Consider the following 26,545-nt stretch of genomic DNA (forward strand, 5'->3'; position numbering starts at 1 on the left):
GGACCTTCTATCAAGTGGCTGGAAAATATGGTGTTTGCCGGAATAATTTTGCGCTGTTGCCCCTCGCCTACTTCTGGCGCACGCCGAAACTCTGGAATCCCGACCGCATCAGCGGCTTCTTCGACGACAGCACGCCGGAGTTGACGCCGGTCCAGCCGATCTCGCCGGACAGTTTGCCGTATTCGATCTTGGGGCAGCGGTTCATCACCACCTTGATGCCGGCGGCCTCGGCGCGCGCGGCGGCCTCGTCATGACGGATGCCAAGCTGCATCCAGATCACTTTCGGCAAGGGGTCGAGCCGCAACACCTCGTCGATGATGCCGGGCACAGCCGCCGGCGCGCGAAAAATGTCGACCATGTCGATCGGCTCCGGAATGTCGGCCAGCCTGGCATAAGTCATCCGGCCGAGGATTTCCTTGCCGGCCTGGCCGGGATTGATCGGGAACACCGAAAACCCCTTGGCCAGCAGATATTTCAGCACGAAATAGCTAGGCCGCACATCATTGGCGGATGCGCCGACCATGGCGACAGTCTTCACCGAATTGAGGATGCCGGCGATGTAGGTGTTGTCGTAGCTATCATGGTTCATGGCTCGTCCTCATACAACGCCTCGTCGAGAAAGCCATCCGGGTCATTGCTGAAATCGCGCATCATGCGGAAATGGTCAGTATCGCGAAAATCGGCGGGTTCCAGCCCGAAGCGGCTGATGCGGAACAGCCGCGCCCCGGGACAGGCCATCAGCAACGGCGCATGCGTCGCCATGATCACCTGCGCGGTGCCCGACTGGTCCATGCGCCGCAGCATCTTGAGCAGTTCGATCTGGCGCGATGGCGAAAGCGCGCTCTCGGGCTCGTCGAGGATGTAGATGCCTTGCCTGCGGCAGCGCTCCTCGAAAAAGCGGATGAACCCCTCGCCATGCGACCAGGACAGGAAGTCCGGCGGCGGCGGCTTGAACGGATCGTCCAGCGCCGCCTGGTCGAGATAACGAGCCACGGAATAGAAGGATTCGGCACGAAAGAACCAGCCGGCGGTGACCTTCGGCAGCCAGTGGCCGCGGAATGTGTTCGCCAGTGCGGCGCCGCTCTTGTCGACGGCGCTGGAATGGTCGACTGGCCGGTAGCCCTTGCCGCCGCCGGCTTCGTCATAGCCGGCCAATGCGCCGATCGCCTCGAGCAGCGTCGATTTGCCGGTGCCGTTCTCGCCGACGATAATGGTGATCGGCGTGGTGAATTCGAGTTCGAAGTCGTGGCCGCGAAACAGCGGCAGGTTCCAGGGGTATTTTTCCCAATCCTCGACCCTCGCGGGGTCGAGCAGGATACGCTTGAGATAGGGTGCCTTGAGCCGCGTCAGCTGCTTGCGGTAGGCCATCAATCGGGCAGCGAGATCGTGCCGTCTTCCGCGATCGGAAAGGCCGGATTGTGCGCCACTTCCCAGACATGCCCGTCGGCGTCGGCGAAATAGCCATACCAGCCGCCCCAGAAGGCGCGCCCGGCCGGCTTGACGATGCGGCCGCCGGCTTTCTCCGCCCTGGCGAGGACTTCATCGACCTCCGTGTCGGAACGGGTGTTGTAGGCGAGATAGATAGCGGACGGTGCGCCGGAAAAGGCAACACCCGAATCCTCCTCGGCGCTGGCGCGCGGAAACAGGCCGAGAATGACGCCGCCCATCTGGAAGAAGGCGACACCCTCGGTGATGCCGGTGTGACGGGTCAGCCCCATCGCTTCGTAGAAGCGCACGGCGCGGTCGAGATCGTCGGTGGCGATGGTGACAATGGAGATGCGGGGTTCCATGGTGCTGCTCCTATTCGTCCGCCCACTCCGGCTTGCGCTTGCCGATGAAGGCGCCGATGCCTTCCTCCGCGTCGCGCGCAAGCATGTTCTCGACCATGACTCGGCCGGTGTAGGCATAGGCGTCCGCCAGTCCCATTTCGGCCTGCGCGTAAAAGGCTTCCTTGCCGGTCTTGACCACCAAAGATGATTTGGCAGCAATGGTTTGCGCGTATTTGGTGACAATCTGATTCAGATACTCACGCGGCACGACGCGGTTGACCAGGCCGAATTCCTTGGCGGTTGCGGCATCGATCGTTTCGCCAGTCAGCAGCATCTCCATCGCATGCTTGCGCGAGACGTTGCGCGACAGCGCCACCATCGGCGTCGAGCAGAACAGACCGATGTTGACGCCCGGCGTGCAGAAGGTCGCTTCATGCGAGGCAATCGCCAGATCGCAACTGGCGACCAGTTGCAGCCCGGCGGCGGTGGCGAGGCCGTCAACTTCGGCAATCACGGGCAGCGGATGACGCACGATCGCCTGCATCAGCGCGGCACAAGCCGCAAACGTCTCTTCGAAGAAGGCCTTGCCATGATCGGCATCGGCGCGCCGCGCGGTCATTTCCTTGAGATCATGGCCTGCGCAGAACACCTTGCCAGACGCCGACAGAACGATGACGCGAACGGCCTTGGCGCGTTCGAGTTCCGCCGTCAGCGCCGCCATCACCGCAAGCGACAGGGCGTTGGCGGGCGGGTTGGCAAGCGTCAGGCGCAGCACGCCCTTGTCCAGCCTTGCGGCAACCGGACCGTCAACGGCAGCAGGCTTGATGGCAAGGATTTCGGCCATGGATAGGGTCTCCGCGATTCCGCTTGAGGCTGGCAGAGTATCTAATACCGGATCTGATTTCGTCCAACACCGATCGCTTGCACCAAGGACGAAGGTGTTGCCAGAAATGCCGCGCTGCGCCCATACAGGTACGCACAAAACGAGAGACCGACATGCCCGCCCAGACCAAACTCAAGCCGGTGCTGACCGCGGCACAGGTCAATGTGCTGATGGAAACTGTCTATCCGCAGCTCAACGAGCAGTTCAAATATTACGAGGCGATCGAGGTGTTTCCGGGTGGTTGCACCGTGCGGCTTAATGCAGGCGAGCGGCATCTGCGTCCCGGCGGCACCGTGTCCGGCCCGTCGCTGTTCACGCTGGCCGACATTGGCGGGTATGTCTGCGTGCTGTCGCATGCCGGACCGGATGCGCTTTCGGTGACCACCAATCTCAACATCAATTTCGTCCGCAAGGCCGAGGCCGGACCGATCGATGGTCACTGCCGCATCCTGAAGCTCGGAAAGAGCCTGATGGTGTTCGACATCGACATGGTTGCCGGCCCGGAAGGCCACACGATCGCGCACGCCACCGGCACCTACTCGATTCCGCCGAAGCGAAACGACGATTGAATTTTTCTTTGATGTGTATATATATGCGCATAGGTGATTTTTGCTCGAACGTGACAGCCGCAAGATCGTAAAGCGCCTCAAGGAGGATGGGTTCGAAATGATTTCCGTGCGCGGCTCGCACCACAAATTCCGGAAGGGCGAGATCGTGTTGATTGTTCCGCATCCCGAGAAGGATCTGCCGACCGGCACTGCTCGCGCTATCGCCAAGCAAGCTGGTTGGATCAAATAGGCTGACGCCCGGAGACCGCAATGAAGAATTATTTCGCCTTGGTCGACAAAGACCCCGACAGCGCTTTCGGCATCCGCTTTCCCGACATTCCCGGCTGCTTTTCGGCTGCGGACGCGGCGGAAGACATCGTGCCCAATGCCGTTGAATCCTTGCAATTGTGGGCGGAGGATATGCCCGTTCCCGAACCGTCCAGCCACGAAGCGATTGTCGCCCTCCCCGATATACGCAACGCGCTTGCCGAAGGCGGTTACTTGGTCTCGGTGCCGCTCATCGACAATGACAGCGCGGTCGTTCGGGCGAACGTGACTTTCGAGCGCGGTGTTTTGCGGGCGATCGACGCCGCCGCCCGCGAGCGCGGCATTACACGATCAGCCTTCCTTTCCAGCGCCGCTCGCAGGGAAATAGAGGCAAAGCACTGAGGCTGCCCCAGACAAGCGGCCGCAGATCGGTGTGGTAAAATAATACCTTTTTCCTAAACCTTTGTTTTTGCTGCGCTTTACCTGGTATTCCCCTTTTCCTATGCCTTGACGCCATAACCACCCTCGCCTATAAGCCGCTCACGAAGCAGCGGCCCGCAAAGGCCGCCGTTTTGTTGTTGGCGGCGGGCAAGCGCTTTTCGCCAATCCAAGCAACAAGAAACGCCTTCCCTCGTGAAGGTCCGAACCGAAAGCAGAAAACATGACAACCTTTTCGCAGAAGCCTGCGGATGTGGTGAAGAAGTGGATCCTGATCGACGCCGAAGGTCTCGTCGTCGGTCGTCTGGCCACTGTCATCGCCAATCATCTCCGCGGCAAGCACAAGCCGACCTTCACCCCGCATGTCGACGACGGCGACAATGTCATCGTCATCAATGCCGACAAGGTTGTGTTCACCGGCAAGAAGTTCACCGACAAGGTCTATTACTGGCACACCGGCCACCCCGGCGGCATCAAGGAGCGCACCGCGCGCCAGCTGCTCGAGGGCCGTTTCCCCGAGCGTGTCGTCGAGAAGGCCGTTGAGCGCATGGTGCCGCGTGGTCCACTCGGTCGTCGCCAGATGAAGAACCTGCGCGTCTATGCAGGCGCCGAGCATCCGCATGTCGCCCAGCAGCCCCAGGTTCTCGACGTGGCCAAGCTGAATTCCAAGAACAAGAAGGTCGCATAAGATGGCTGAGCTTTCCTCGCTCGCAGAACTGGGCGCCGCCACCGGCAACACCAATACGCAAGCCGCGGCCCCCGTCCACGTCCAGAAGCTCGACAAGTCGGGCCGCGCCTATGCCACCGGCAAGCGCAAGAACGCCATTGCGCGTGTCTGGGTGAAGCCCGGCTCGGGCAAGATCATCGTCAACGACAAGGAATTCGCGACCTATTTCGCGCGCCCGGTCCTGCAGATGATCCTCAACCAGCCGATCATCGCCTCGAACCGTTCGGGCCAGTACGACATCGTCGCCACCGTCGTCGGCGGCGGCCTCTCCGGCCAGGCCGGCGCCGTGCGCCACGGCATCTCCAAGGCGCTGACCTACTACGAGCCGACGCTGCGCGCCGTGCTCAAGAAGGGCGGCTTCCTGACCCGCGACAGCCGCGTCGTCGAGCGCAAGAAGTACGGCAAGGCGAAGGCCCGCCGCAGCTTCCAGTTCTCGAAGCGCTAATCGCACCGCCGCTTCAGACAACCGAAAGGCCGCCTCCGGGCGGCCTTTTTGTTTGCGGCTCACCAATCACCCCATCCATGCCTTTGGCGTCACGACAGCTCAGGACTTGCCGGCCCTGATGAAATCGATGAACGCCCGCAACGGAGCCGGCACCAGGCGCCGGCCGGGATAATACAGAAACGGTCCGGAAAAACTCGGCCACCACGGTTCGAGAATGGGCTCAAGCGCACCGCTACCGAAGTAAGGGCGAAGCCAGCCCTCGAAGAGGCCGATGATGCCGGTGCCGGCGATGGCCGCATCGACGGCAAGGTCAGTCGCCCCGCCGATCCGCACGATCAAAGGCCCCGTCGGATCGACCCGGACCACCTCGCCGTCGCGCTCGAATTCCCATGGCAGCATCGCACCGCTGGCAAAGCGGCCGCGCACGCAGGAATGTCCAAGCAGGTCGCTCGGGTGTTCCGGCCGTCCATGGCGATCGAGATAGGCAGGGCTGGCGGCGGTGGCGAAACGCTGCACGCGCGGCCCGATAGGCACCGCGATCATGTCCTGCTCCAGCCGCTCGTCATAGCGGATACCGGCGTCGCACCCTACCGCCAGCACGTCGACAAAGTTCTCGTCGGCGATCACCTCCAGCCGGATACCGGGATAGGCGGCAAGGAAACCCGGGACGATGTCGGGCAATATCAGCCGCGCCGCACTCACCGGAACGTTGAGCCGCAACGAGCCCGCCGGCCTGTCGCGAAACCCGTTCACCACGTCCAGCGCCGCCTCCACCTCCGACAGCGCCGGGCCAAGCCGTTCCAGCAAGCTGAGGCCGGCCTCGGTCGGGACAACGCTGCGCGTGGTTCGGTTGAACAGCCTGACACCCAGCTGCGTCTCGAGGCGACGCACCGCCTCGCTCAAGCCGGAGGCACTGCCGCCGCTGGCACGCGCGCCGTCGCGGAAGCCGCCGGCGCGCGCCACCGCCACGAAAGCGTTCAGATCACTGAGGTCCATCATTGTTCGCAATTCCGCACAGCCTGTGTGAATTGTACCCGATTATCACCGGATCGAGCAGTGACTATCTCTGCCTCCTCAAAGGAGATCAATCATGTCCAATATTCAACAGGCCGGCACCTTCACCCTTGGCAGCCATACCGTGAAGCGGCTCGGCTACGGCGCCATGCAGCTCGCCGGGCCCGGCGTGTTCGGGCCGCCCAAGGATCATGACGCGGCGTTGGCCGTGCTGCGCGAAGCGGTTGCACAAGGCGTCGACCACATCGACACCAGCGACTTCTATGGTCCGCACGTCACCAACCGGCTCATCCGTGAGGCGCTGGCACCCTACCCCAGTGATCTCGTCATCGTCACCAAGATCGGCGCCAGCCGCGGTGCGGATGGTTCATGGCTGCCGGCCTTTTCTCCCGAAGCCCTGACCCAGGCGGTACACGACAATCTAGGCAATCTCGGGCTCGAAGTGCTCGATGTGGTCAATTTGCGCATCATGTTCGACACCCATGGCCCCGCCGAAGGGTCGATCGAAGCGCCGCTCACCGTGCTGGCTGAGCTTCAACGAAAGGGCCTGGTCAGGCATATCGGACTGAGCAACGTGACGGCTGCGCAGATCGCGGAAGGACGCGCGATTGCCGAGATCGTCTGCGTGCAGAACCAGTACAATCTGGCGCATCGCGGCGACGACGCCCTGATCGACGACCTTGCCCGCGACAGCATCGCCTATGTTCCGTTCTTTCCGCTCGGCGGCTTCAACCCGCTGCAGTCGTCGACGCTGTCCGATGTGGCCCAGCGCCTCGGCGCCACCTCGATGCAGGTCGCGCTCGCCTGGCTGCTGCGTCGCGCCCCCAATATCCTGCTGATCCCCGGCACATCTTCGGTCGGGCATCTCAGGGAGAACCTAGCGGCTGGCGAACTGGTGCTTTCGGACAACGTGCTCAGGGAATTGGATGGCATAGCGATGGCTGCTTGAGGGCCCGCTGAGGAGCAAGGCCTTCCTGTTAGGGCTCGGCAAGTCACCCCACCCGGCGCTTCGCGCCGACCTCCCCATCAAGGGGAGGTAGGGTGGCACGCTCCAGCACTTGCCAGGCCTTGCGAGATGGGGAGGTCGGCACGGAGCGCCGGGTGGGGTGCGGCGCCAGCGTTCCTAATTGATACTCGCCGTATTCGCGGGCTCAACCGGCCGCGCCTCGATGGCATAAGGCACGCGAAAACCGTTCGCCGCCAGCCAGCCGATGGCTGCCTTCGGCTCATCGGTCTGGATGATGGTGGCGCCGCGATCGGCCCAGAAGCCCCAGGCTTCGCGCGGCAGGCTGGCCTGGACTGCCAGTTCATCGCCGCGGCCGCCGGCAAGGAAGCCGCCCGGCTTGTTGACGATGGCGTAGGTGTCGGCCCAGATGTGCCAGTTGCCACGTACGGCAGCCGCGCGCATTCGCGTGCTGAATAGCGGCCCGCCGGTCTCGGTCAGCGTCTCAGCGCCCGCCCGCCAGTTGATCAGTTCGATCGCGCGCGGCGACAAGGCACGGTCGACCGTTTCGGCGAAACCGGCATTATGCACCGCGTCGTCGGCGATGATCGGCATGAACTGAAAGCCGCCGTTGATGGCGCTCATGGCGGCCTTGACCGTGGAAATCCTGTTCTGGTTCCACAGGTTCTCCTTGACGATGACCTGCTCGGCCATGCCGAGATCGCGAGCGACAGCGATCATGCCCGAGAGATCGCCGACGTCGAGCTTGTTATCGAGATTGATGAGAATCCTGTCTCGCGTTGCCGTCAGCATCTCGCGCAGCGTCGAGACCGTCTCATCGGTAACGATGCGGGTACCTTCGATCACCAGCCTACAGATCCTGAGTTCGGCCAGCGTGTATTTGACCAGCTCGCCCTTGCAGGTCGTGGTGCGATCGAGCCAGCTGTCATGCATGACGACGAACTCACCGTCCTTCGAACGCCGGATGTCGACCTCGACGATCTCAGCGCCCATGGCGATCGAGCCTTCGACGGCGGCAATCGAGTTTTCCGCATAAAGCGTCTTGCCGGCCTGCATGCTGCCGGCGCGATGCGCGGCCACCATCACGTGGTCGCGCCACTGGTTGGCATGGTTGAAGCGGTCGAGAATCTGGCTGGCGCGGGTCTCACCGGCCAACGACTGGCCAGAGAAGACCGCAAGTGCCGAGGAAAAGAATAGGCTGAGCCAGATGGTCCGCATCGAGAATCGCTCCTTGCCGGGACGAAATCGAGATAAGCGATGCCCGTGACAGGGAGGTGAACGCAGCCGGCTAGGATGCGTGGACACTTGTCTGAATCCAGAGGACGGTTGCCGCGATGTGACGATGGCAGGATAGTTTCTTGAATTGTGTGGCGAGGCGTTGGAACTGTTTGAGCCTGGAAAAAGCGACATTCGATCAGGTGACATTGGGCATAGGGGCGTTTGTCGATCGGGTATTTGCGCGCCCGTGACATCGCAATGACGCAACAGATCGGCATCTTGGGCCGCGTCGGCCATGACGACAGATGCTGGTCGCGTTTCCGGCGAGCCGAAGCATCTCTCAGGGTCACCCGTGGGGACAAGACTGATGCTATTGGGATTTGGCCGCCGCAGCCGCGAGCATCGCTTCTCCCATCCCATTGACGCCTTGGGCATTCAGCATTTCACCAGCGTTCTGAATATCGCGCACCTCTTTGTTCTGGCTGAGTTTTGATTTCCCAACCAGGCCGGTGATCTCGATCTCCAGGGCGACGATCGCCTTAACCATCGTGTCTATGAAGTCCCTCGGCGCGTCGCCCATCTTCCAAGGGGCAGGCTGCGAGGCTTCTTGCACATGAGTGAGCTTCGCCACGTTACGGCGCACATATCGCTCATCATCCCGGACAGTGATGCGTCCGTGGGCGTGGACGACGAGGTAGTTCCACGTCGGCACCTGCTTGTGGAGTTCGTGCTTGCTTGGATACCAGTTCGGCGAGATGTAAGCGTCGGCCGCACGGAAGATAACGAGGACTTCATCGCCATTGGCGACTTCCTGCCAGACTGGATTCTTGCGGGCAACATGGCAATTGAGGACGCCCTTGTCTCCCTTCGAGCGGTCGAGCTCAAATGGGACGTGGTTCGCGTCGAGGATGCCTTTGCTGTGGGTGACCAGGATGCCGAGCGGGTGTCTCTCGATAAGGTCGAACTGGGCGTTCTGATCGGGGACGGCAAAATGGGGCGGAACGTACAACGGTATTTCTCCTGTCGTGAGTGGCGGCTGTTAGTGATCGGCGAAATCTTACGGAACGGGCCCGGGCATCTTCGTTGCGGTCGACGAGCGCCCCGCATCTCGCTGTCCACCACGCTCAAGGACGGCCATCGAGAAGTGGGCGGGCACATCAGATGCCGCCGCGTATGTGTGCGGTTGATCAGTGACAAGCCGCGCACTCTCGCCCTGGCTCAAAATTACTGCATGGGTGCCCACCACGACACTCAGGGACCCCTGAGTCACCGAGATCAGCTCGCGCGTATCCGGACTATGAGCATCTGCGGAAAACACGTCGCCCGGCATAATGACCCAGCTCCACAATTCGAACATCGTGCGTCCCGAGGTCGATGAATGAAGTTGTGCAAGGCTTCCTTTGGCGCTTGTCCAAAGCGTCCTCGTCTCTGTCCGCTCAATAGGAAGGCGAACTGTAGAAGCATCGTCATTCAGCAAATCGGCCACGGAGAGCGAGAACGCCGCCGCCAGTCGGCAAAGTATGCCGATGCTGGGGTTCGCCTTGCCTTGCTCCAGCGAGACGACGGTTCCCTTGGACAACCCGCTCAGTTTTGCCAGTCGATCCAGGGTCAGATTTTGGTCGCGCCTCAAGTCTCGGATTCGAACCGCTATCGCTTTGCCAAGCATCTGCTCGGAATCCATCGCTGTCGTAACATCGGTCATTATATTGACTTAGTGCCTCGGCTCATCTATTGCGGTCAATATAATGACCGACGCGAATTTGCAACTGCGCCGTAGCGAGGAAATCATCGATGCGCCAAGGCGCCAGGCTGATTGCTACGAATGTCCGTGGGACTTGAGCATCCTCAGGACATTATCAACGACCTGATGCAGGCCCTAGGATGAGTGGACACTCGTCGATCGGGTATTTGGCATCGTAGGCCGCGTCGGCCAGGACGACCTTTGCGCGCAACCCTAGATCGAGGTGACCCAGGGGTGCCGCGATACCGAAATCATTGTCGCCCGCCAGGAGACGAAAAGCACGATAACCGCCCTCATGACGATCTCGGCGAGGGCCCAGTCGGTCCTGGCGAGGACCTGTCGCGCCCCTGCAATGGAATCATGCTGAAATCAGGCCCGCAAGGCGACAAATCCTGTCTTGGAGTGGCACTCGCGCAGCACCATTCCGTCTCGCCAAGCTGTGACTGGTATCTTCCCTGCCGCTTCTGTAGTTGTTGCACCCCGATGAAAACGAGGATCCGCAATGGCGAACAACAACATCGACAACGCCTTCACCGCCCGTTCCAAAATGGGCGCCGCGTTCGAGCCGACCTATTCCGGCGCGCTGTCGTTCATGCGGCGTAAATACACCAAGGACGTGAAGGGCGCTGACGCGGTGGTGTGGGGCATTCCGTTCGACGCCGCCGTGACCAACCGGCCTGGCGCTCGTTTCGGGCCGCAGGCTATACGCCGCGCCTCGGCGATCCTCGACAACGACCCGCAATACCCGTTTTCACGCGATCTGTTCGAGCATCTGGCGGTCGTCGACTATGGCGATTGCCTGCTCGACTCAGGCAACCACCAGAAGACGCCCGGCACGATCGAGCGCGAGGCGGCGAAGATCCTCAAATCAGGCGCCTTCCTGCTGACGCTCGGCGGCGACCATTTCGTCACCTGGCCGTTGCTCAAGGCGCATGCCGCCATCCACGGTCCGCTCGCCCTGGTGCAGTTCGACGCGCATCAGGATACCTGGCCGGATGATGGCAAGCGCATCGACCATGGCTCCTTCGTCGGCCGCGCTGTCAAGGAGGGCATCATCGATCCAGATCGCTCGATCCAGATCGGGATCCGCACCCACGCGCCCGACACGTTCGGCATCAAGATCCTCCACGGCCATGAAATCGAGGAAATGCGGGCATCCGATATCGCCTACGCCATCGTCGACCGCACCGGCGGCAAGAAGACCTATCTCACCTTCGACATCGACTGCCTCGATCCGGCCTATGCGCCGGGAACAGGCACGCCGGTAGCCGGCGGACCGTCCTCGGCGAAGATCCTTTCGACGCTGCGTCAGCTCAACCAGATCGACATTGTCGGCGCCGATGTCGTAGAGGTTGCGCCGGCCTATGATCACGCCGATATAACGGCGATCGCCGGCTCGATGGTGGCCATGCAATATCTCGGCCTACTGGCGGAGCGAAAGGCACGGCTTGAAGAGCTGAGCAACAACGGCAGCCATCAGGGTGCCGCAGTGAATCAAGGACAGGACATATAGTCCTGAATTAACAGGGAATTTGATCAGTCCATGAAACCGAAAATCTTCATCGACGGCGAACACGGCACTACCGGTCTGCAGATCCGGGCGCTGCTTGCCGAGCGCGGCGACCTGGAAATCATCTCGGTTCCCGCCGAGCGTCGCAAGGAAACGGCTGCGCGCGCCGAGTTCCTCAATGCCGCCGATGTCGCGATCCTGTGCCTGCCCGACGATGCGGCGAAGGAGAGCGTGTCGCTTATCGCCAACGACACTACCAAGGTCATCGATGCGTCGACCGCGCATCGCGTGGCGGAAGGCTGGGCGTATGGTTTCGCGGAGATGGACAAGACGCAGGCGAAGACAATTGCCTCGGCAAAGCGCGTCGCCAACCCCGGCTGCTGGCCGCAAGGGCCGATCGCCACGCTGCGGCCGCTGGTCACCGCTGGTCTGCTGCCCGCCGATTTCCCGATCACCGTCAATGGCATTTCGGGCTACTCGGGCGGCGGACGGCCGATGATCGAGGACTATGTCGCCAAGGGCGAGGACGCCTCGGAATTCCTGCCTTATGGCCTCACCTTGCAGCATAAGCACGTGCCGGAACTCAGGGCCTACGCCAAGCTGTCTCATGATCCGATCATGCAGCCGGCGGTCGGCAATTTCGCGCAGGGTATGATCACCGTGGTGCCATTGCAGCTTGGCGGTCTCGATCATGTGCCGACGGGTGCGGAGCTGCATGCGGCGATTGCCGACCATTTCGCCGCGATCGAAGGCGGCGTTGTCGAGGTGGCGCCCTACGCGCATTCGGAGCGCATGCCGGAGATCGATCCGGAGATCTACAACGGCACCAACCGGATGAAGGTCTACGTCTTCGCCAACGACAAACGGGCGCAGGCGCTACTGCTGGCGGTCTATGATAATCTCGGCAAGGGTGCGTCGGGTGCCGCCGTCCAGAACATGGACCTGATGCTCGGCCTTTGATGGACGCGCCAGTCTTTCCGGCACGCTGGAAGGTCAGCGTGCCCGAACTGATTGCCGAGACCTTTTCGAGCCGCATCTGGAAAGTTTTCCGGCAAGACGGCTCGCCGGCAATCGTCAAGGCACTGAAACCCTTCGACGATGTCGCCGACGAGCTGCGCGGCGAGCACTATCTCGCCTGGCGGGGCGGCGAAGGCGCTGTGCGCCTGCTTGGCCGCGACGGCCACTCGATGCTGCTCGAATATGCCGGTGAAATCTTGTTGGAGCAGGTGCTCGACGAAAAGGGCGACAACGCCGCCACTGGGATTGCGGCCGATGTGATGGCAAAACTGTTTTCGCCTGGGAAATATCCCTTCCCGCCCGAGCTTCAGCCACTCAGGGAGCGGTTCGCAAGCCTGTTCAAAAAGGCGAATGCCGACCGCAATGCCGGCGTCGACAGCCTCTATGTCGAAGCCGCCGTCATCGCAGATCGGTTGCTTGCCAATCCACATGACATCAGGCCACTGCATGGTGACCTGCACCACGAAAATATCCTGCACGGGCCGCGCGGCTGGCTGGCGATCGACCCGAAGGGCGTTCTCGGCGATCCCGGCTTCGACGCCGCCAACATGTTCTACAACCCGCTCGACCGGATCGATCTCTGCCTTGGCCCGGAGCGGATCGCACATATGGCCGAGACCTTTGCCAGAACACTGGGCCAGGCCCCACCCGCCATTCTGGATCACGCCATCGCTTATGGTTGCCTGTCGGCGTCCTGGCATCATGAGGACGACAACGCGGTCGAGGAGAATCGCGAATTATCGATCGCCGAGGCGGTCCGGTCGGTGCGGGCAAGCTTCTGATCGCCACGGCCAATCAATCCGCCCTGCGCCGGGGCGTTGCGTCAGGCGGAATTTGACGGCGAGAAGACGCTCCGTTCAAACGAATTCTGGATGTTACTGGCCGACCGGCTCGGAATCAGTTCCTGAGCGCGATTTCGTGCGGCAGCGGATAGGCGCCCTTGGTGCCGCGCCAGTGGGCGGCGGCAAATCCCAGCAGGACAAGCGCGAAGGCCTGATGCGCCAGCGCCATATGCAGCGGCACATGCGTCAGCAGCGTGCTGATGCCAATCGAGGCCTGGACCAGCACGGCCAAAAACAGCAGCGTCGCACGGCGAGCGTGTGTTGAGCCTGGCAGCCTCCGGCGCGTGGCGATCATGTGCCACAAGGCCACGACGAACACCGTGTAGGCGCCGAGCCGATGGACGAACTGCACCGTCTTCGGATTCTCGAAGAAGTTGCGCCATGCCGGTTCGAGCAGCAAGAGATCGCCCGGGATGATCTTGTCGTCCATCAGCGGCCAGGTGTTGTAGCTCAAGCCGGCGTCGAGCCCGGCGACAAGCCCGCCGAGATAGATCTGAACCAGCGCCAGAAGCACGATGAAACCGGCCAGCCTCTGCGTCGACCGGTCGGCGGCAGGCTCCGAATGCGGCGCAAGGCCCCGTGCCACAACCATGGTCGCTGTGAAGATCAGCGCCGCAAGCGTCAAGTGGGTGGCCAGACGGTATTGGCTGACGGAGACCCGGTCGACCAGGCCGGAGGCCACCATCCACCAGCCGATGGCCCCCTGCAGGCCGCCGAGGAAGAGAATGCCCAAAAGTTTCGTCCCCAGGCCGCGCTCGATGCGGCGCGTCGCCCAGAAAAACAGCAGCGGCAAGGCAAAGACCAGGCCGACGCTGCGCGCCAGGATGCGGTGCGCCCATTCCCACCAGAAGATCGACTTGAACGCCTCGATGCTCATGCCCTTGTTGAGCTCGGCATATTGCGGGATCTGCTGATAGAGCTGGAATTCCTCTTGCCACTCGGCGTCGTTGAGTGGCGGGATCACGCCGTGGATTGGCTTCCACTGCGTGATCGACAGGCCGGAATCGGTCAGCCTGGTAGCGCCGCCGACCAGCACCAGCGCAAACAGCACCAGCACCACCACATAGAGCCAGCCGCGCAGCAGGGCCCGATTGTGGAGGTCGCGGTCGCGGGCCACAAATGGCTCGGCAGCTGGTATGGCAGCCATGGTCTTGTCCCGGCAGGTTGGTTTGGCGGATTGGTGGACCATCGCACTCGTGCTGGCAAGGCCATGCAGCGCGGCACGCCGTCGCGCCGCGTCTCACCGGTTGCACAGCTTCGCGCCAGGGCCTATGCGAGGCCAACACTCTGAGTTTGCCCGGTCCCTTGTCCGAGTTGCCGGCATCCTCGACAGGAGACCAACCATGCCCCTGCGCCTGAAAAAGCTGATTGGAATGTTTCTGCTGATCGCGCTCGTCATCATCTATGCGCTGGTCGCATCGATCTTCGCGGTCGCCCAGCTGTCGGAGTCGGGCCCGTGGGTGCATTTCCTGTTCTTCCTGCTCAGCGGCTTGCTCTGGGTGCTGCCGGCGATGGGCATCATCAAATGGCTGATGCTGGAGCCACGGATCAAGCGCTAAGCGGAACCCGCCACCGTCAGATGGTAACGAGCATCTTCCCTGCATTGGCGAGCGGCGTCGTCACGCCCGACAGCATGGTGCGGATATGGGCGAGGCTCTGGTAGCGGCCGTTGACTGAAATGCGCGGCAAGGCATGCAGGAACCCGGCATGTTCGGCGCGCAGCACACCGTGGCGTGTTGTTACGGCGGATGCATAGCCCGAGTCGCGGGCAAAGCGGACTTCGCGACAGCCAACAGCACTTGCATAGCCATAGGGGTAGGCGAAATGGCCGGGCTTTTCGCCCAGTTCCGCCTGCAACATGGCGCGCACGGCGCCGGTCTCCTGCCGGGCGTCGGCTTCTGAAAGCCGCTTCAGATTGCTGTGGTTGATCGTATGAGCGCCGATCGTCACCAGCGGATGCGCGGCGATGCTGCGGATTTCGTCCCAGTTCATCAATGTCCGCAAGCGCGGGCCGTCGGCGTCAACGCCATTTGAGCGAGCCAGGTCGCGCAGCACCGCTTGCAGATCCTCTTCGCGGACTTCGGAGGTGAGATAGGCATGCAGGCGTGCATTGGCCTGCAGTTTCTTCGCAGGTGTCGAGCAATCGATCGTCAGTGGACCGTTCGGTCGCATCAAAGTGAGGCTATCGCGCGCGTTGACGATGTCCTCGACCACATCCCACCACAGGTCGGCGGTGCCGTTGATCAGCCCGGGCGCGACATAGATGGTGATCGGCGCACCGTGCTTCTCAAGCAACGGCAGCGCCTCGGTCATGTTGTCGCGATAGGCGTCGTCGGCGGTAATGGTGGCGAACTGGCCACCCTTGCCGCCTGCCTTGATGCGCTCGACGGCTTCGTCCATGGCGACGAAGGCATAGCCGCTCGCCTTCATGTCGGCGATCATGGCATCGAGGAAGCCGGGCGCGATGTTCAAATGGCGGTTGACGCTGTGCGGCTTTTCCGGCGTCGCGGTGACGCGGTGCAGCATCAGGATAGCGCCAATGCCGCCGATGAACGGCTTGGCCAGCGGTGCAAGGCCGGTATAGCGGGCGAAGTTCAGCGCCAGTTTCCGGATTGCCTCCCCGCCGTCGATCATTCATTCACCTTTTGCGCCTAGGCTGATCCAAGCACGGAACGCGCCTGCGCGAAGCCCCAAATCGCGATCAATATGCCCTAAGGATTGAGGTATGGTTGACGCAACCGCGTCATTTGACGGCAATCGGCTTGCTGCGACCGAGGCGTCGCCGCGCGCCTTGCCGCAGGACCATGCCGGCTTCTCCATTTCAGTGGTGTCGGCGGACGGGCTCGCGGCCTATGCCGAGTTCTGCCGCTCGGCCCTGTTTGGGCCGGCGCAAAGTGCTGGCTGGGTCCTGAACTGGGCTGCACAGGTCAGGCCGGATTTGATCGTCGCGACATTGAGCGCCGACGGCAAGCCGGTTTTTTCGCTGGCGCTGGAGGTCACCGCCAGCGGTCCTTTCCGCGTCGCCCGCTTCATGGGAGGACGCCACGCCAATGGCAACTTCGTCGCCGCGGACCCGGGCTGGCTGGCCAAAGCGGATATCCTGGCCGTCCGATCGATGCTGGCGGCCATCGCCAAGGAACGTCCGGACATCGATCTCGTCGCGCTGGAACGATTGCTGCCCAATCTTGACGGCGTCGCCAATCCCCTCGCCTCGCTTGACCATTTTGCCAGCCCCAATCTGTCGCTGGCCGTCGACCTTGTCGGAGGCTTCGATGCGCTGCTTTCTCGCGCCAGCGGCAAACGCAAACGCAAGAAGCACCGTTCGCAGATCCGGAAATTCGAAGCCGTCGGCAGCCATCGCCGGATCGAGGCGCGCACGGCCGACGAGGTCGCAAGGCAGCTCGATGCCTTTTTCGAGATGAAGGAATTCCGCTTCCGCAAGATGGGCATCACCAACGTCTTCGGTGACGAGTTGGTGCGAAGCTTCTTTCGCGCGCTGTTCACGCAAGCGCTCGCGGAAGACGTACCTTCTTTCGTGCTGCACGGGCTAGAGGTTGCCGGCAAGTTGCGCGCTGTCACCGGATCGAGCCGCTCGGGCAAGCGCCTGATCTGCGAATTCGGCGCGATTGCCGACGACGACCTCGGCCATACCAGCCCCGGCGACTTCCTGTTCTTCGACAACATCCAGGAAGCCTGCGCGACCGGCTTCGAGGTCTATGATTTCTCCGTCGGCGACGAAGCCTACAAGCGGCTGTGGTGCGATATCGAGACCCAACATTTCGAAGTGCTGATACCACTGACCCGGAAGGGCCGCGTGCTGGCGCTGATGCTCAGGCAAGGCGCGCGGCTGAAAGCCTTCATCAAGAACAACCCGACGATCTGGAAACTGACCAAGATGTTGCGCCGCAAGGCGGCGGGACAGGCGGCATCCACTGCCGGCGAAGACGACAGCTAGCTCTCAGAAATCGAGGGCTTCTCTCAGCGCCGGGCCGGCCCTGACGCGCAAATCCAGATCGGCCTCGATATGATCGAGGTGGTGCAGCATCAGCAGGCTCGCCCGCCCGCAATCTCCACTCCCCAGCGCGCCGACAATTTCCGTGTGTTCGCTGTGCCCACAGGCGGATATGCCAGACCGCCCGTAAAGCGCGATGACCAGTGACGAGCGCGCCACCAGCTCCTCCATGAAGCGCTGCAGGATGGCATTGCCGGCGACGGCGGCGAGCAACAGGTGGAAATCGCCCGACGCCCTGATTTCGGAACGCCGCGCATTCGGCCCACGCTCGGCAATGAAGCGGCCCTCCTCGTCGAGCTGCGCCTTGAATGCAGCGATGTCGGCAGCGGTGACGCGGCCGCAGGCGGCGATGGCAATGCCCGGTTCGATCAGCCGTCGCGAGGCGAACACCTGGCGCGCTTCCTCTGGCGATGGGTTGGCGACGAAGGCGCCACGGTTTCGCTCGGTGCGCACCAGCCCTTCGAAGGACAGCATCTGCAGCGCCGCGCGTGCCACCGTACGGGAGACGTCGAACAGCGTGCCGACCTCGCCTTCCGACAGTTTGGTGCCCGGCGCCAGCCGGCGGTCGACGATGGCGTCGCGTAGCTGGTCGCGGATCGCCTGGGCACGATCCTGCGTGGCGCTGTCGGTGGCGGAATAGATCTGGTCGGCAAAGTTCATGGCGGCAATTCTTTCCGTCCCCTTCTAACGCGACTCTCGACGTCAGCACGAGAGGCAAAGTGGACACGAAGATAAAAAAGATTGCATACGATTTGTGTATAGATCGCAGACAATCGCCCATAATTTGTGCAACGCACAAACCGCCCATTTGATAGGCGACACCCGAAAATCCTGATTTCCCCGACAATTCAAATGCTTGGTCGGCAGCATGGCGACTGGCATGCATGATGCATCGGTTAAAGCGACCAAACGGGGATGCCTGATGTCCAAAGCCGCCGAAATCGACATTGTGTCCGTTTCGAAATTCTATGGAACGACGACCGCCGTCGAGGGCATCAGCCTCAAGATCCCGGCCGGCACCTATTGCTGCTTGCTCGGCCCTTCCGGCTGCGGCAAGACCTCGACGCTGCGCATGATCGCCGGCCATGAGAACATTTCCAGCGGCGATGTCCGCCTTGGCAATGTGGTGGTGACGGACTTGCCGCCGGCCAAGCGGGGCACGGCGATGATGTTCCAGTCGTACGCGCTCTTCCCGCATCTCGACCTCATCGACAATGTCGCCTTCAGCCTCAAGATGAAGGGCGTCGACAAGGAAAAGCGTCGTGCCAAGGCGCTCGACATGCTGAAGCTGATGCAGATGGAGGCTTATGCGACACGCCGGCCCGCACAGCTTTCCGGCGGCCAGCAGCAGCGCGTCGCGCTGGCGCGCGCGCTGATTACCGATCCCGAGGCGCTGTTGCTCGACGAGCCGCTTTCCGCGCTCGATCCGTTCCTGAAGATCCGCATGCGGGCCGAGCTGAAAAAGCTGCAGACGTCACTCGGCATCACCTTCGTCCACGTCACCCACAGCCAGGAGGAGGCGATGGCGCTCGCCGACCTGATCGTGGTGATGAATGACGGCCGCATCGAACAAGCGGCGCCGCCGCGCGACGTGTTCGAGCGACCGGCCACTGCCTTCGTCGCCCGCTTCATGGGCGACCATAATGTCATCTCCGGCCGGGTCACCGGCGAACGCGGCGCCATGGTCACCTTCGACGTGAATGGCGGCGGCTCGCTTGCCGCCAGCGGCCAACCACGGGACGTGGGAGCGCCGATCGACATCGCCATCCGCACCGACCATGTGCGCATCGGCGAGGCGCCCTCGCCCGGTCTCGGCTTCACCGGCATCGTCTCCAACGTCGAATATCGCGGCGCCACGGTGAAGCTGTCGGTCACCGGCGCCGGCATCGACGATTTTACCGTCATCGTCGACGATTCCTACTTCTTCGCCAAGCCAGTCGCCATTGGCAACGCCGTTCCGCTCGCCTGGGATTCCGAGGATGCCATCATCCTCGGCCGCCTGCATTCATGACGTCAACCAAGCAAAACAAGATAGGGGAATAGGATGACAAACACTACGCAAACCAAGGCGGGCATTTCGCGCCGCTCGCTGCTCAAGACGGGTGCCGCTGCCGTTGGCCTTGCCGCCGGCTCCGGTGCCATATCAGGCTTTCCGACCATTTGGGCGCAATCCAACATCACGTTGCGCCAGTTCGGCACCGGCGTGTCGAACCTCAACGCCATCGCCGACAAGTGCAAGGCTGATCTCGGTATCACACTGGAGATGACGGCGACAGATTCCGACGCGGCCGCCCAACGCGCAGTGACACAGCCCGACAGTTACGACATCGCCGACATCGAATACTGGATCTGCAAGAAGGTGTTCCCGAGCGGCGTCCTACAGCCGATGGACGTCAGCAAACTGAAGTACTACGACGAACTGGTGCCGCTGTTCAAAACCGGCAAGCTGACGCCCGACAGCGTCATCGCGCAGGGCACGGCGCCGCACACGGTCGGGTATGTCGAAGCGCAGGACTCGAAGACCTTCGCCAAGGCACCGACCAACTGGTTCACCATGGTGCCGACCATCTACAACGCCGACACGCTGGGCATCCGCCCCGACCTCGTCGGCCGCGACATCACCACATGGGCCGATATCATGGACCCGGCCTTCAAGGGCAAGACTGCAATCCTCAACATCCCCTCCATCGGTATCATGGATGCGGCGATGATCATGGAAGCCACGGGCAACATCAAATATGCCGACAAGGGCAACATGACAAAGGACGAGATCGACAAGACGATCGACTTCCTGATCAAGGCCAAGCAGGCCGGTCAGTTCCGCGCCTTCTGGAAGTCCTTCGACGAGAGCGTCAATTTGATGGCGTCGGGCGAAGTCGTCATCCAGTCGATGTGGTCACCAGCCGTCGCCGCCGTGCGCTCCAAGGGCATCGCCTGCCGCTTCCAGCCGCTCAAGGAAGGCTACCGCTCATGGGGTGGCGGCCTCGGTCTTGCCGCCCACCTCAAGGGCGCCGAGCTCGACGCTGCTTACGAGTACATCAACTGGTACACGTCGGGCTGGGTCGGCGGCTATCTCAACCGCCAGGGCTACTATTCGGCCAACATGGTCTCGGCCAAAAAATTCATGACCGAGGACGAGTGGGGCTACTGGATCGAAGGCAAGCCAGCCAAGGGCGAGATCAAGGCACCGGACGGCACGGTCATGGAGAAGGCCGGCGCGGTGCGCGACGGCGGCTCGTTCGAGGAACGCATGGGCAAGGTCGCCTGCTGGAACTCGGTCATGGACGAGGACCGCTACATGGTGAAGCGCTGGAACGAGTTCATCGCGGCTTGATCTAGTCAGCGCCCTTTCTCTTCCCCTTCTCTCCTTTGGGAGAAGGGGATTGGCGCGCAGCGCCCGCACCACAAACCTGCACCGAGAGCATTAATGACAGTCGCGCTCGACCGCCCCGCAATTGCCGCCGCCGCGAAACCAGCCCGACGACGACGCTTCGCGTTCGGCGGGGTCACGCCCTATCTCCAATCGGCGCCACTGGCGCTGATCCTCGGCGCATTCCTGCTTCTGCCCATCATCATGATCGTCGTCGTGTCCTTCTGGGATTACGACTTCGCCGCCATGTATCCGGATTTCCTGACCACCAATTATTCCGACGTTCTGGGCTCGTGGGTTACCTGGAAGACCTATCTCAACACCATCAAGTTCGCCGCCATCGTATGGGCGCTGACCTTGTGCATCGGCTTCTGGGTCGCCTATTTCCTCGCCTTCCACATCCGCACCACGGCCATGCAGATGGTGCTGTTCCTGGTCTGCACCGTGCCTTTCCTGACCTCCAACATCATCCGCATGATCTCATGGATTCCGGTGCTCGGCCGCAACGGGCTGATCAACTCGACGCTGGTGCATCTGGGGCTGGTGCCGAAACCGATCGAATGGTTACTCTATTCCGAATTCGCGGTCGTGCTCGCCATGGTTCATCTTTACACGCTGTTCATGGTGACGCCGATCTTCAACACGCTGATGCGCATCGACCGCTCGCTGGTCGAGGCCGCGCGCGACGCGGGCGCGTCCGGCTGGCAGGTGCTGTGGAACGTCATCATTCCGCTGGCCAAGCCGGGCATGGCGATCGGCACCATCTTCGTCGTCACGCTTGTCATGGCCGACTTCTCAACCGTGCAGGTGATGTCGGGCGGCCAGAGCGCCTCCGTCGCGCTGATGATGAAGAACCAGATGTCGTTGCTGCAGTATCCGGCCGCCGCCGCCAATGCGGTGGTGCTGCTGGTGCTGGTGCTGCTGATGGTCGCCGGCATCCTGCGCATTGTCGACATTCGCAAGGAGCTCTGACGTGAGCCACGAAAAACGCACTGTCGGTTTCTACGTGCTGGCGGTCTTCTTCACGCTGTTCGTGTTGTTCCTCTACGGCCCGCTGTCAGCGATCCTGATCCTCTCCTTTCAGGGCGAGACCGGCGGCCTCACCTTCCCGCTCAACGGCGTGTCGCTGCACTGGTTCGCCAATCTATTCGAGCGCCAGGCGGTCGGCGATTTCGGCGGCAGCTTCAAGCGCTCGCTCGTGCTGGGCGTCATGGTGATGATCGTCACCGTCGTGGTGTCACTGCTGGCGGGCCTCGCCTTCCGCCAGAAATTTCGGGGCGCCACCACGCTGTTCTACCTGGCTGTCGCCAGCCTCGTCGTGCCCTCGATCATCATTTCACTGGGCATCGGCGTGGTCTTCCAGCAGATCGGCTTTCGTCCGGCCTGGTACACGTCCGCTTTCGGCGCGCATCTGACCTGGACCTTGCCGTTCGGCGTACTGATCATGTTTGCAGTCTTCAACCGCTTCTCGCCGGCCTACGAGGAAGCCGCACGCGACCTCGGCGCCACCTCCTGGCAGACCTTCGCCCATGTCGTGCTGCCGATGATCGCGCCGAGCTTGATCGGCGTCGGCCTGTTCGGCTTCACGCTGTCCTACGACGAATTCGCGCGTACGCTGATGACCTCAGGCACCTTCAACACGCTGCCGCTCGAAATCTATGGCATGACCACCAATGTCACGACGCCCGTGCTCTATGCGCTTGGCACGGTGACCACGGTGTTTTCGTTCCTGGTGATCCTGGCGACGTTGGGCGCCATCCTCTATGTCGGCCGCCGCCGGGCGAGAGCGTGACCGTGCAGATACTTGTGGTAAACCCAAACACGACCTCGAGCATGACCGAGACGATCGCCGCCGCAGCACGCGCGGTCGCCGGTGCCTGGACGGAGGTGGTTGCCGTCACTTCGTCCATGGGACCGGTATCGATCGAAGGCTATTATGACGAGGCGCTGGCCGTGCCGGGCCTGCTGATGGAGATCGCCGCCGGCGAGCGTCGCGGCGCGCAGGCGGCCATCATCGCCTGTTTCGACGACACCGGCCTGGATGCGGCACGCGCCATGGCCGGTATCCCTGTCATCGGTATCTGCGAGGCGGCGCTTTCCATCGCCGCTTTCATTGCCCAGCGCTTCACCGTGGTGACAACCACCGAACGCTCGCTTGTACCTGTCGAGGGGCTGGTGCAGCGCTACGGCATGGCGGGACGCGTCCGCGTGCGCGCTGCGGACATATCCGTGCTTGCGCTGGAGGACCCGGCATCTGGCGCGGTCGGAAAACTGCGCGACGAAATCGCCCGAGCCATCGGGGAGGATCGCGCCGAGGCCATCGTGCTCGGCTGCGCCGGTATGGCCGACCTTGCGCATCGGCTACAGGCGGAGTTCCAACTACCGGTGATCGACGGCGTCGGCGCAGCACTCAAGCAGGCCGAGGCGCTGATCTCGCTCGGCCTGTCGACATCGAAGCGCGGCGCCTATGCAAGCCCGCTGGCCAAGCCCTATCGTGGTGTGCTGAAATCCTTCTCACCCGGAATAGCCGCTGCGGAGTGAGAGCCATGAAGCCGACCATCCGGACGCTGTCGCTGCAGGAGCTGGCTGTTCTCGTCGACTGGGCGGCCGCGGAAGGCTGGAACCCCGGCCTTGAAGACGCGGCGATGTTCCAGGCTGCGGATCCCGAAGGCTTCATCGGCGCCTTTGTCGGCAACGAAATGGTCGCGGCAATCTCGGCGGTGGCCTATGGAATCGAGTTCGGCTTCATTGGCCTTTACATCTGCCGGCCGGACATGCGCGGCAAAGGCTACGGCAAGGCGGTGTGGAACGCCGGCATGAAAAGGCTTGCCGGCCGCACCATCGGCCTCGACGGCGTCGCAGAGCAGCAGGCGAATTACCGGGCCATGGGCTTCAGTCCGGCCTACGAGACCACTCGCTACAGCGGGCGCAAGGTGGGCCCATCGGGCAGAGCCGACGGACTGCGGTTGTTGACGACAGAGCTCGTGCCCGACATCATCGCCTATGACGCGCATTGCTTTCCCGCGCCCCGGCGTGCCTTCCTACAGCGATGGCTGCAGGCGCCGCATCACGGGCTGGCGGCGATCAATTCGCGTGGCGCCAGCGGCTATGGCGTCGCGCGGCGGTGTCGGTCCGGCTTCAAGATCGGTCCGTTGTTTGCCGACGATATGAAAATCGCCCTGCAATTGCTGGAACGACTGGCTGGTGCCTGCGAGGGCGGCGATCTGAGCATCGACGTTCCATCCACCAAACTGGACTTTATCGCAGCGCTCAATGCGGCCGGTTTTGTGCCGACCTTCACCACCACCCGCATGTACAAGGGCCCGCCCCCGAAGCTCGGCCTGCAACGATTGTTCGGCGTGACGACGCTGGAACTGGGATAGCGACCGTACGGACCTCTGATCGGCCTTTGCGAAGGAACTCCTTCAGGCGGCAGTGCGCCGTCCCGGCACCGGATTGCCGGGCGGCTCGTGGCCGAGCGGCGTCACCAGCGTCAGGTCGGGATAGCCGCTTTCGATAAGCTTGACCGCGGCCTGTGTTACGTCGTCGTCCGACTCCAGCATGGAGAGAAAGACCTCGGTGGCATCGCCGGTCAGACGGCTGATGCCTTGCGCGTCGGCTGGTCCGCATTCGACCACGACCAGATCATAAGCCGTTGTCAGCGACTGCATGATGATCGGCAACCGGTCGGCGGCGCGCATGGCGCGGACCGGATCGGCGGTGCCGACGGGAATGACGTGACAGTCCGAGTAGAGATCGGCGTGGATGACGTCGCTGAACTGCGCCTCCGAAGCGAGCAGGTTCGTGATGCCGGGGAAAAGTCCACTGTTCAGCATCGGCCGTGAGGCGGCCCCCGACGCGGTGAGATCCAGCAACAGGACGCGCAGGCCGGCGTCGGCGACCTCGCGTGCTACCAGGACCGCGGACGCGGCGGCCTCGTCGCCCTCCGGCGAGACGAAGATGGCGCGCGCGGCACCGCTGGCGATCAGCTTTTCGGCAGCCTTCTCAACGTCGATCTCACCCAGCGTCGAACGCACCGGTTCGGGCTCGACAGCCGTCTGCTTGGCTGCCGCTGCCTCGGCCATTGCGACCATATCAGGCGATTCGGCCATGGCGGGCATCGTTGCGTAGGGCTTGGCCTCCGCCGCAGCCGGGCGGTTCCCCATCTCCGGGCGAAGGACGGGATCCCGGAGGACGGCGGGTTCCTGGCGGACAACCGGCATTGCGACCATGTCAGACGCCATATGGGGCATCGCGACCTCATCGATCCGTTCGAAGCGGGAACCGGTCGCCGGACGCATCGCACGCCCGGAAAACAACTCCCGCAGAAGCGTCACGATGGCCATGATCAGCAGCGATGCGGCGAAAGCGGCGCCAACGATAGGTCCGACCTTCGGGAAATAGGCCTCGGAGGGAACCGAAGCCTTCGAGGCGATCCGGGCGTCGACCGGCAGATAGTTGCGATCCTGGCGCGAGGCCGCTTCGCGGTAGTTGGCCAGATACAGCTCAAGCTGCTGCCGTTTGGCGGTAGCGTCGCGCTGCAGCGCGTCGAGATCGACCTGCTGTTCGCCGGCTTGCGCCGAAGCCGCCTTCAACGTGTTGACGTCGGCGACAAGCTGGTTCTCGCGGGCCTTTGCCGTCTCGGCCTGCATCAACAGGCCTTTCATGATCTTCTGGGCCTCGCTGCGGATCTGCGCGTCGAGATCGGCCAGTTGCGATTTCAGCGCGCGAATACGTGGATGATTGCCAAGCAACGTGGTCGACAGATCGGCGATGTTGGAGCGCAATTCGACCTGTCGCTCGCGCAAGCGCTGGATCAGGTCCGATGACAAAACCTCCGGCACGGCATCCAGCGAACCGCCAGTCTGCAGCGCCCTGCGCACACCGTCAGCGGTCGCTTCGGAAGCGGCGCGGTTGGCGCGCACTTTCGACAGTTCGCTCGACAGTTCCGAAAGCTGCTGGGTGGCCAGCACCGAATTGTTGCCACCCATCAGAAGATCGGACTGTGAGCGATAGGCGGCGACCTTGGCCTCGGCATCCTTGACCTGCTTCGACAGGTCGGCGATCTCCGGTGCCAGAAAGTCAGCAGCGGCGTTGTTGGATTCGAGCTTTGCCGCCCCTTGCCCCGCTATATAGGCGGCAGCAATGGCGTCCGGTATGGCGGCCGCGAGCTTGGGATCTTCCGACGAGAACTCAATGGCAATGATGCGGGTCTTCTCGACACCATAGACGTTGAGCTTCTCGTGCATTTTCTTGAGGACGCGTTCTTCCGCCGGAATCTCCATCGGATCGCTTTTCAAGCCGACGAGGACCAGGGCGCGGCTCAACGGCGACATGTCGAGCGCGTCGTCGAACTCGGGCAATTTTTCCAGACCAAGCTTTTGTGCGACCTGCTTGAGGATTTCGTTGGAGGAAATTATCTGGACCTGGGTGGCGACGCCCTGTTCGTCGAGAATTGGCTTGTCGGTGTCATTGTTGTTGCTGGCCGGCCGCGTGTAGACAGATTCGCGTGGTGCGATCTCCACCTGCGTCTCGGCCTTGTAGTGGCGGGTTGCCAACGAAGCGAAAGCGAATGCCAGCCCTGTCACCGACAGCACGACGACGACTATGCGCAACCAGTTCCTCGCCAGGCTGGCGAAGAGCTGCCTGAGATCGACATCGACATCTGCGGCCGCGGACTGAACGGACATGCATCCCTACTCCGATACTGGGTCAGGATGCACCGTAAACAACTATGGTAACTCAGCCGTTAAGAACACGGTAAGTTTCCGTTAGGGTTT

28 protein-coding genes and 1 pseudogene are annotated in these 26,545 nt (G+C 62.4%); 17 read left to right on the forward strand and 12 right to left on the reverse strand.

Features of this window, described 5'->3' with window-relative positions:
• Nucleotides 1-67: 67 nt before the first annotated feature.
• The 4 genes from NKI20_RS00495 to NKI20_RS00510 are packed head-to-tail and all read right to left on the reverse strand — an operon-like array spanning nucleotide 68 to nucleotide 2,613.
• Nucleotides 68-589, reverse strand: a complete 522-nt coding sequence (locus NKI20_RS00495; protein ID WP_352827353.1) for a CoA-binding protein — start codon at nucleotides 587-589, stop codon at nucleotides 68-70.
• Nucleotides 586-1,368 (reverse strand): AAA family ATPase, encoded by a 783-nt coding sequence (locus tag NKI20_RS00500; protein ID WP_352605296.1) that lies wholly within the window; start codon nucleotides 1,366-1,368, stop codon nucleotides 586-588. The genes NKI20_RS00495 and NKI20_RS00500 overlap by 4 nt, the downstream gene beginning before the upstream one ends.
• Nucleotides 1,368-1,790, reverse strand: coding sequence for a VOC family protein (locus NKI20_RS00505; RefSeq protein ID WP_352605294.1), 423 nt, complete (start codon nucleotides 1,788-1,790; stop codon nucleotides 1,368-1,370). The genes NKI20_RS00500 and NKI20_RS00505 overlap by 1 nt, the downstream gene beginning before the upstream one ends.
• 10 nt (nucleotides 1,791-1,800) lie before the next feature.
• Entirely contained in the window at nucleotides 1,801-2,613 is an 813-nt protein-coding gene (locus tag NKI20_RS00510) for an enoyl-CoA hydratase (RefSeq protein WP_352827357.1), read from the reverse strand.
• A 152-nt stretch (nucleotides 2,614-2,765) separates the two neighbouring features.
• Here NKI20_RS00510 and NKI20_RS00515 point away from each other — a divergent pair, with 152 nt between their 5' ends.
• The 5 genes from NKI20_RS00515 (at nucleotide 2,766) to rpsI (ending at nucleotide 5,077) form a co-directional block, all read left to right on the forward strand.
• Nucleotides 2,766-3,221: a PaaI family thioesterase gene (locus tag NKI20_RS00515; protein ID WP_352827360.1), complete on the forward strand. Its 456-nt coding sequence runs from the start codon at nucleotides 2,766-2,768 to the stop codon at nucleotides 3,219-3,221.
• A 40-nt stretch (nucleotides 3,222-3,261) separates the two neighbouring features.
• On the forward strand, nucleotides 3,262-3,450 hold the full coding sequence (locus tag NKI20_RS00520) for a type II toxin-antitoxin system HicA family toxin (protein WP_352827362.1): 189 nt from the start codon (nucleotides 3,262-3,264) through the stop codon (nucleotides 3,448-3,450).
• Nucleotides 3,451-3,470: 20 nt separating this feature from the next.
• Nucleotides 3,471-3,869, forward strand: coding sequence for a type II toxin-antitoxin system HicB family antitoxin (locus NKI20_RS00525; protein ID WP_352827365.1), 399 nt, complete (start codon nucleotides 3,471-3,473; stop codon nucleotides 3,867-3,869).
• Between the two features lie 259 nt (nucleotides 3,870-4,128).
• A complete protein-coding gene (gene rplM / locus NKI20_RS00530) occupies nucleotides 4,129-4,593 on the forward strand; it encodes a 50S ribosomal protein L13 (protein WP_023759853.1) in 465 nt (154 codons plus the stop codon).
• Between the two features lies 1 nt (nucleotide 4,594).
• Nucleotides 4,595-5,077 carry a 30S ribosomal protein S9 gene (rpsI, locus tag NKI20_RS00535; protein ID WP_023759854.1) on the forward strand — a complete coding sequence of 161 codons (483 nt, stop codon included), beginning with the start codon at nucleotides 4,595-4,597 and terminating at the stop codon, nucleotides 5,075-5,077.
• Nucleotides 5,078-5,176: 99 nt separating this feature from the next.
• Here rpsI and NKI20_RS00540 read toward each other — a convergent pair whose 3' ends face one another.
• Complete coding sequence (locus NKI20_RS00540; RefSeq protein ID WP_352827369.1) at nucleotides 5,177-6,076, reverse strand: LysR family transcriptional regulator; 900 nt, start codon at nucleotides 6,074-6,076, stop codon at nucleotides 5,177-5,179.
• Between the two features lie 91 nt (nucleotides 6,077-6,167).
• Between NKI20_RS00540 and NKI20_RS00545 the strand changes: the two genes are divergently transcribed.
• Nucleotides 6,168-7,040: an aldo/keto reductase family oxidoreductase gene (locus NKI20_RS00545; RefSeq protein WP_352827371.1), complete on the forward strand. Its 873-nt coding sequence runs from the start codon at nucleotides 6,168-6,170 to the stop codon at nucleotides 7,038-7,040.
• 174 nt (nucleotides 7,041-7,214) lie between these two features.
• Here the strand turns inward: NKI20_RS00545 and NKI20_RS00550 are convergent, their stop codons facing one another.
• The 3 genes from NKI20_RS00550 to NKI20_RS00560 all read right to left on the reverse strand — a co-directional run bounded on the left by NKI20_RS00550 (nucleotide 7,215) and on the right by NKI20_RS00560 (nucleotide 9,975).
• Nucleotides 7,215-8,273, reverse strand: coding sequence for a glycerophosphodiester phosphodiesterase family protein (locus NKI20_RS00550; RefSeq protein WP_352827374.1), 1,059 nt, complete (start codon nucleotides 8,271-8,273; stop codon nucleotides 7,215-7,217).
• A 370-nt stretch (nucleotides 8,274-8,643) separates the two neighbouring features.
• A complete protein-coding gene (locus tag NKI20_RS00555) occupies nucleotides 8,644-9,282 on the reverse strand; it encodes an FMN-binding negative transcriptional regulator (protein ID WP_352827376.1) in 639 nt (212 codons plus the stop codon).
• 48 nt (nucleotides 9,283-9,330) lie between these two features.
• Entirely contained in the window at nucleotides 9,331-9,975 is a 645-nt protein-coding gene (locus NKI20_RS00560) for a helix-turn-helix domain-containing protein (protein ID WP_352827378.1), read from the reverse strand.
• Nucleotides 9,976-10,516: 541 nt separating this feature from the next.
• On the opposite strand from NKI20_RS00560, the gene speB reads away from it, so the two are divergent.
• The 3 genes from speB to NKI20_RS00575 are packed head-to-tail and all read left to right on the forward strand — an operon-like array spanning nucleotide 10,517 to nucleotide 13,323.
• Nucleotides 10,517-11,527 (forward strand): agmatinase, encoded by a 1,011-nt coding sequence (speB, locus tag NKI20_RS00565; protein WP_023759860.1) that lies wholly within the window; start codon nucleotides 10,517-10,519, stop codon nucleotides 11,525-11,527.
• Between the two features lie 30 nt (nucleotides 11,528-11,557).
• The gene (gene argC, locus NKI20_RS00570) at nucleotides 11,558-12,484 is read left to right on the forward strand and encodes an N-acetyl-gamma-glutamyl-phosphate reductase (protein ID WP_352605275.1); all 927 of its coding nucleotides are present in this window, start codon (nucleotides 11,558-11,560) and stop codon (nucleotides 12,482-12,484) included.
• Complete coding sequence (locus NKI20_RS00575; RefSeq protein ID WP_352827382.1) at nucleotides 12,481-13,323, forward strand: aminoglycoside phosphotransferase family protein; 843 nt, start codon at nucleotides 12,481-12,483, stop codon at nucleotides 13,321-13,323. Before argC ends, NKI20_RS00575 begins: the two co-directional genes overlap by 4 nt.
• 115 nt (nucleotides 13,324-13,438) lie before the next feature.
• Here the strand turns inward: NKI20_RS00575 and NKI20_RS00580 are convergent, their stop codons facing one another.
• Nucleotides 13,439-14,530 (reverse strand): COX15/CtaA family protein, encoded by a 1,092-nt coding sequence (locus NKI20_RS00580; protein ID WP_352827384.1) that lies wholly within the window; start codon nucleotides 14,528-14,530, stop codon nucleotides 13,439-13,441.
• A 196-nt stretch (nucleotides 14,531-14,726) separates the two neighbouring features.
• Between NKI20_RS00580 and NKI20_RS00585 the strand changes: the two genes are divergently transcribed.
• A complete protein-coding gene (locus tag NKI20_RS00585; RefSeq protein ID WP_352827386.1) occupies nucleotides 14,727-14,942 on the forward strand; it encodes a DUF2842 domain-containing protein in 216 nt (71 codons plus the stop codon).
• A 16-nt stretch (nucleotides 14,943-14,958) separates the two neighbouring features.
• Here NKI20_RS00585 and NKI20_RS00590 read toward each other — a convergent pair whose 3' ends face one another.
• On the reverse strand, nucleotides 14,959-16,017 hold the full coding sequence (locus NKI20_RS00590; protein WP_352605271.1) for a polysaccharide deacetylase family protein: 1,059 nt from the start codon (nucleotides 16,015-16,017) through the stop codon (nucleotides 14,959-14,961).
• Nucleotides 16,018-16,108: 91 nt separating this feature from the next.
• Here NKI20_RS00590 and NKI20_RS00595 point away from each other — a divergent pair, with 91 nt between their 5' ends.
• Nucleotides 16,109-17,338, forward strand: a complete 1,230-nt coding sequence (locus NKI20_RS00595; RefSeq protein WP_352827389.1) for a GNAT family N-acetyltransferase — start codon at nucleotides 16,109-16,111, stop codon at nucleotides 17,336-17,338.
• A 3-nt stretch (nucleotides 17,339-17,341) separates the two neighbouring features.
• Here the strand turns inward: NKI20_RS00595 and NKI20_RS00600 are convergent, their stop codons facing one another.
• Nucleotides 17,342-18,055: a GntR family transcriptional regulator gene (locus NKI20_RS00600; RefSeq protein WP_352730531.1), complete on the reverse strand. Its 714-nt coding sequence runs from the start codon at nucleotides 18,053-18,055 to the stop codon at nucleotides 17,342-17,344.
• A 262-nt stretch (nucleotides 18,056-18,317) separates the two neighbouring features.
• On the opposite strand from NKI20_RS00600, the gene NKI20_RS00605 reads away from it, so the two are divergent.
• From NKI20_RS00605 to NKI20_RS00630, 6 genes and pseudogenes are all read left to right on the forward strand, one after another.
• The gene (locus tag NKI20_RS00605) at nucleotides 18,318-19,406 is read left to right on the forward strand and encodes an ABC transporter ATP-binding protein (RefSeq protein WP_352827392.1); all 1,089 of its coding nucleotides are present in this window, start codon (nucleotides 18,318-18,320) and stop codon (nucleotides 19,404-19,406) included.
• Between the two features lie 33 nt (nucleotides 19,407-19,439).
• The gene (locus NKI20_RS00610; protein WP_352827395.1) at nucleotides 19,440-20,729 is read left to right on the forward strand and encodes an ABC transporter substrate-binding protein; all 1,290 of its coding nucleotides are present in this window, start codon (nucleotides 19,440-19,442) and stop codon (nucleotides 20,727-20,729) included.
• A gap of 180 nt (nucleotides 20,730-20,909) precedes the next feature.
• Nucleotides 20,910-21,737: pseudogene (locus NKI20_RS00615) on the forward strand (ABC transporter permease); the annotation flags it as partial.
• 1 nt (nucleotide 21,738) lies between these two features.
• Nucleotides 21,739-22,557: an ABC transporter permease gene (locus NKI20_RS00620; protein WP_352827398.1), complete on the forward strand. Its 819-nt coding sequence runs from the start codon at nucleotides 21,739-21,741 to the stop codon at nucleotides 22,555-22,557.
• A 2-nt stretch (nucleotides 22,558-22,559) separates the two neighbouring features.
• Nucleotides 22,560-23,306: an aspartate/glutamate racemase family protein gene (locus NKI20_RS00625; RefSeq protein ID WP_352827621.1), complete on the forward strand. Its 747-nt coding sequence runs from the start codon at nucleotides 22,560-22,562 to the stop codon at nucleotides 23,304-23,306.
• Between the two features lie 5 nt (nucleotides 23,307-23,311).
• Nucleotides 23,312-24,148: a GNAT family N-acetyltransferase gene (locus NKI20_RS00630; protein ID WP_352827401.1), complete on the forward strand. Its 837-nt coding sequence runs from the start codon at nucleotides 23,312-23,314 to the stop codon at nucleotides 24,146-24,148.
• A 42-nt stretch (nucleotides 24,149-24,190) separates the two neighbouring features.
• Here the strand turns inward: NKI20_RS00630 and NKI20_RS00635 are convergent, their stop codons facing one another.
• Nucleotides 24,191-26,455, reverse strand: a complete 2,265-nt coding sequence (locus tag NKI20_RS00635; protein ID WP_352827403.1) for a GumC family protein — start codon at nucleotides 26,453-26,455, stop codon at nucleotides 24,191-24,193.
• Nucleotides 26,456-26,545: the final 90 nt, after the last annotated feature.

The organism is Mesorhizobium sp. M0830 (assembly GCF_040319965.1).
GTDB lineage: Bacteria > Pseudomonadota > Alphaproteobacteria > Rhizobiales > Rhizobiaceae > Mesorhizobium.

Excerpts from the sequence above, each read along its gene's own strand:
- NKI20_RS00495 (WP_352827353.1), bottom strand. The coding sequence starts at position 589 with ATGAACCATGATAGCTACGACAACACCTACATCGCCGGCATCCTCAAT.
- NKI20_RS00500 (WP_352605296.1), bottom strand. The coding sequence starts at position 1,368 with ATGGCCTACCGCAAGCAGCTGACGCGGCTCAAGGCACCCTATCTCAAG.
- NKI20_RS00505 (WP_352605294.1), bottom strand. The coding sequence starts at position 1,790 with ATGGAACCCCGCATCTCCATTGTCACCATCGCCACCGACGATCTCGAC.
- NKI20_RS00510 (WP_352827357.1), bottom strand. The coding sequence starts at position 2,613 with ATGGCCGAAATCCTTGCCATCAAGCCTGCTGCCGTTGACGGTCCGGTT.
- NKI20_RS00515 (WP_352827360.1), top strand. The coding sequence starts at position 2,766 with ATGCCCGCCCAGACCAAACTCAAGCCGGTGCTGACCGCGGCACAGGTC.
- NKI20_RS00525 (WP_352827365.1), top strand. The coding sequence starts at position 3,471 with ATGAAGAATTATTTCGCCTTGGTCGACAAAGACCCCGACAGCGCTTTC.
- rplM (WP_023759853.1), top strand. The coding sequence starts at position 4,129 with ATGACAACCTTTTCGCAGAAGCCTGCGGATGTGGTGAAGAAGTGGATC.
- rpsI (WP_023759854.1), top strand. The coding sequence starts at position 4,595 with ATGGCTGAGCTTTCCTCGCTCGCAGAACTGGGCGCCGCCACCGGCAAC.
- NKI20_RS00540 (WP_352827369.1), bottom strand. The coding sequence starts at position 6,076 with ATGATGGACCTCAGTGATCTGAACGCTTTCGTGGCGGTGGCGCGCGCC.
- NKI20_RS00545 (WP_352827371.1), top strand. The coding sequence starts at position 6,168 with ATGTCCAATATTCAACAGGCCGGCACCTTCACCCTTGGCAGCCATACC.
- NKI20_RS00550 (WP_352827374.1), bottom strand. The coding sequence starts at position 8,273 with ATGCGGACCATCTGGCTCAGCCTATTCTTTTCCTCGGCACTTGCGGTC.
- NKI20_RS00560 (WP_352827378.1), bottom strand. The coding sequence starts at position 9,975 with ATGACCGATGTTACGACAGCGATGGATTCCGAGCAGATGCTTGGCAAA.
- speB (WP_023759860.1), top strand. The coding sequence starts at position 10,517 with ATGGCGAACAACAACATCGACAACGCCTTCACCGCCCGTTCCAAAATG.
- argC (WP_352605275.1), top strand. The coding sequence starts at position 11,558 with ATGAAACCGAAAATCTTCATCGACGGCGAACACGGCACTACCGGTCTG.
- NKI20_RS00580 (WP_352827384.1), bottom strand. The coding sequence starts at position 14,530 with ATGGCTGCCATACCAGCTGCCGAGCCATTTGTGGCCCGCGACCGCGAC.
- NKI20_RS00585 (WP_352827386.1), top strand. The coding sequence starts at position 14,727 with ATGCCCCTGCGCCTGAAAAAGCTGATTGGAATGTTTCTGCTGATCGCG.
- NKI20_RS00590 (WP_352605271.1), bottom strand. The coding sequence starts at position 16,017 with ATGATCGACGGCGGGGAGGCAATCCGGAAACTGGCGCTGAACTTCGCC.
- NKI20_RS00595 (WP_352827389.1), top strand. The coding sequence starts at position 16,109 with ATGGTTGACGCAACCGCGTCATTTGACGGCAATCGGCTTGCTGCGACC.
- NKI20_RS00600 (WP_352730531.1), bottom strand. The coding sequence starts at position 18,055 with ATGAACTTTGCCGACCAGATCTATTCCGCCACCGACAGCGCCACGCAG.
- NKI20_RS00605 (WP_352827392.1), top strand. The coding sequence starts at position 18,318 with ATGTCCAAAGCCGCCGAAATCGACATTGTGTCCGTTTCGAAATTCTAT.
- NKI20_RS00610 (WP_352827395.1), top strand. The coding sequence starts at position 19,440 with ATGACAAACACTACGCAAACCAAGGCGGGCATTTCGCGCCGCTCGCTG.
- NKI20_RS00630 (WP_352827401.1), top strand. The coding sequence starts at position 23,312 with ATGAAGCCGACCATCCGGACGCTGTCGCTGCAGGAGCTGGCTGTTCTC.
- NKI20_RS00635 (WP_352827403.1), bottom strand. The coding sequence starts at position 26,455 with ATGTCCGTTCAGTCCGCGGCCGCAGATGTCGATGTCGATCTCAGGCAG.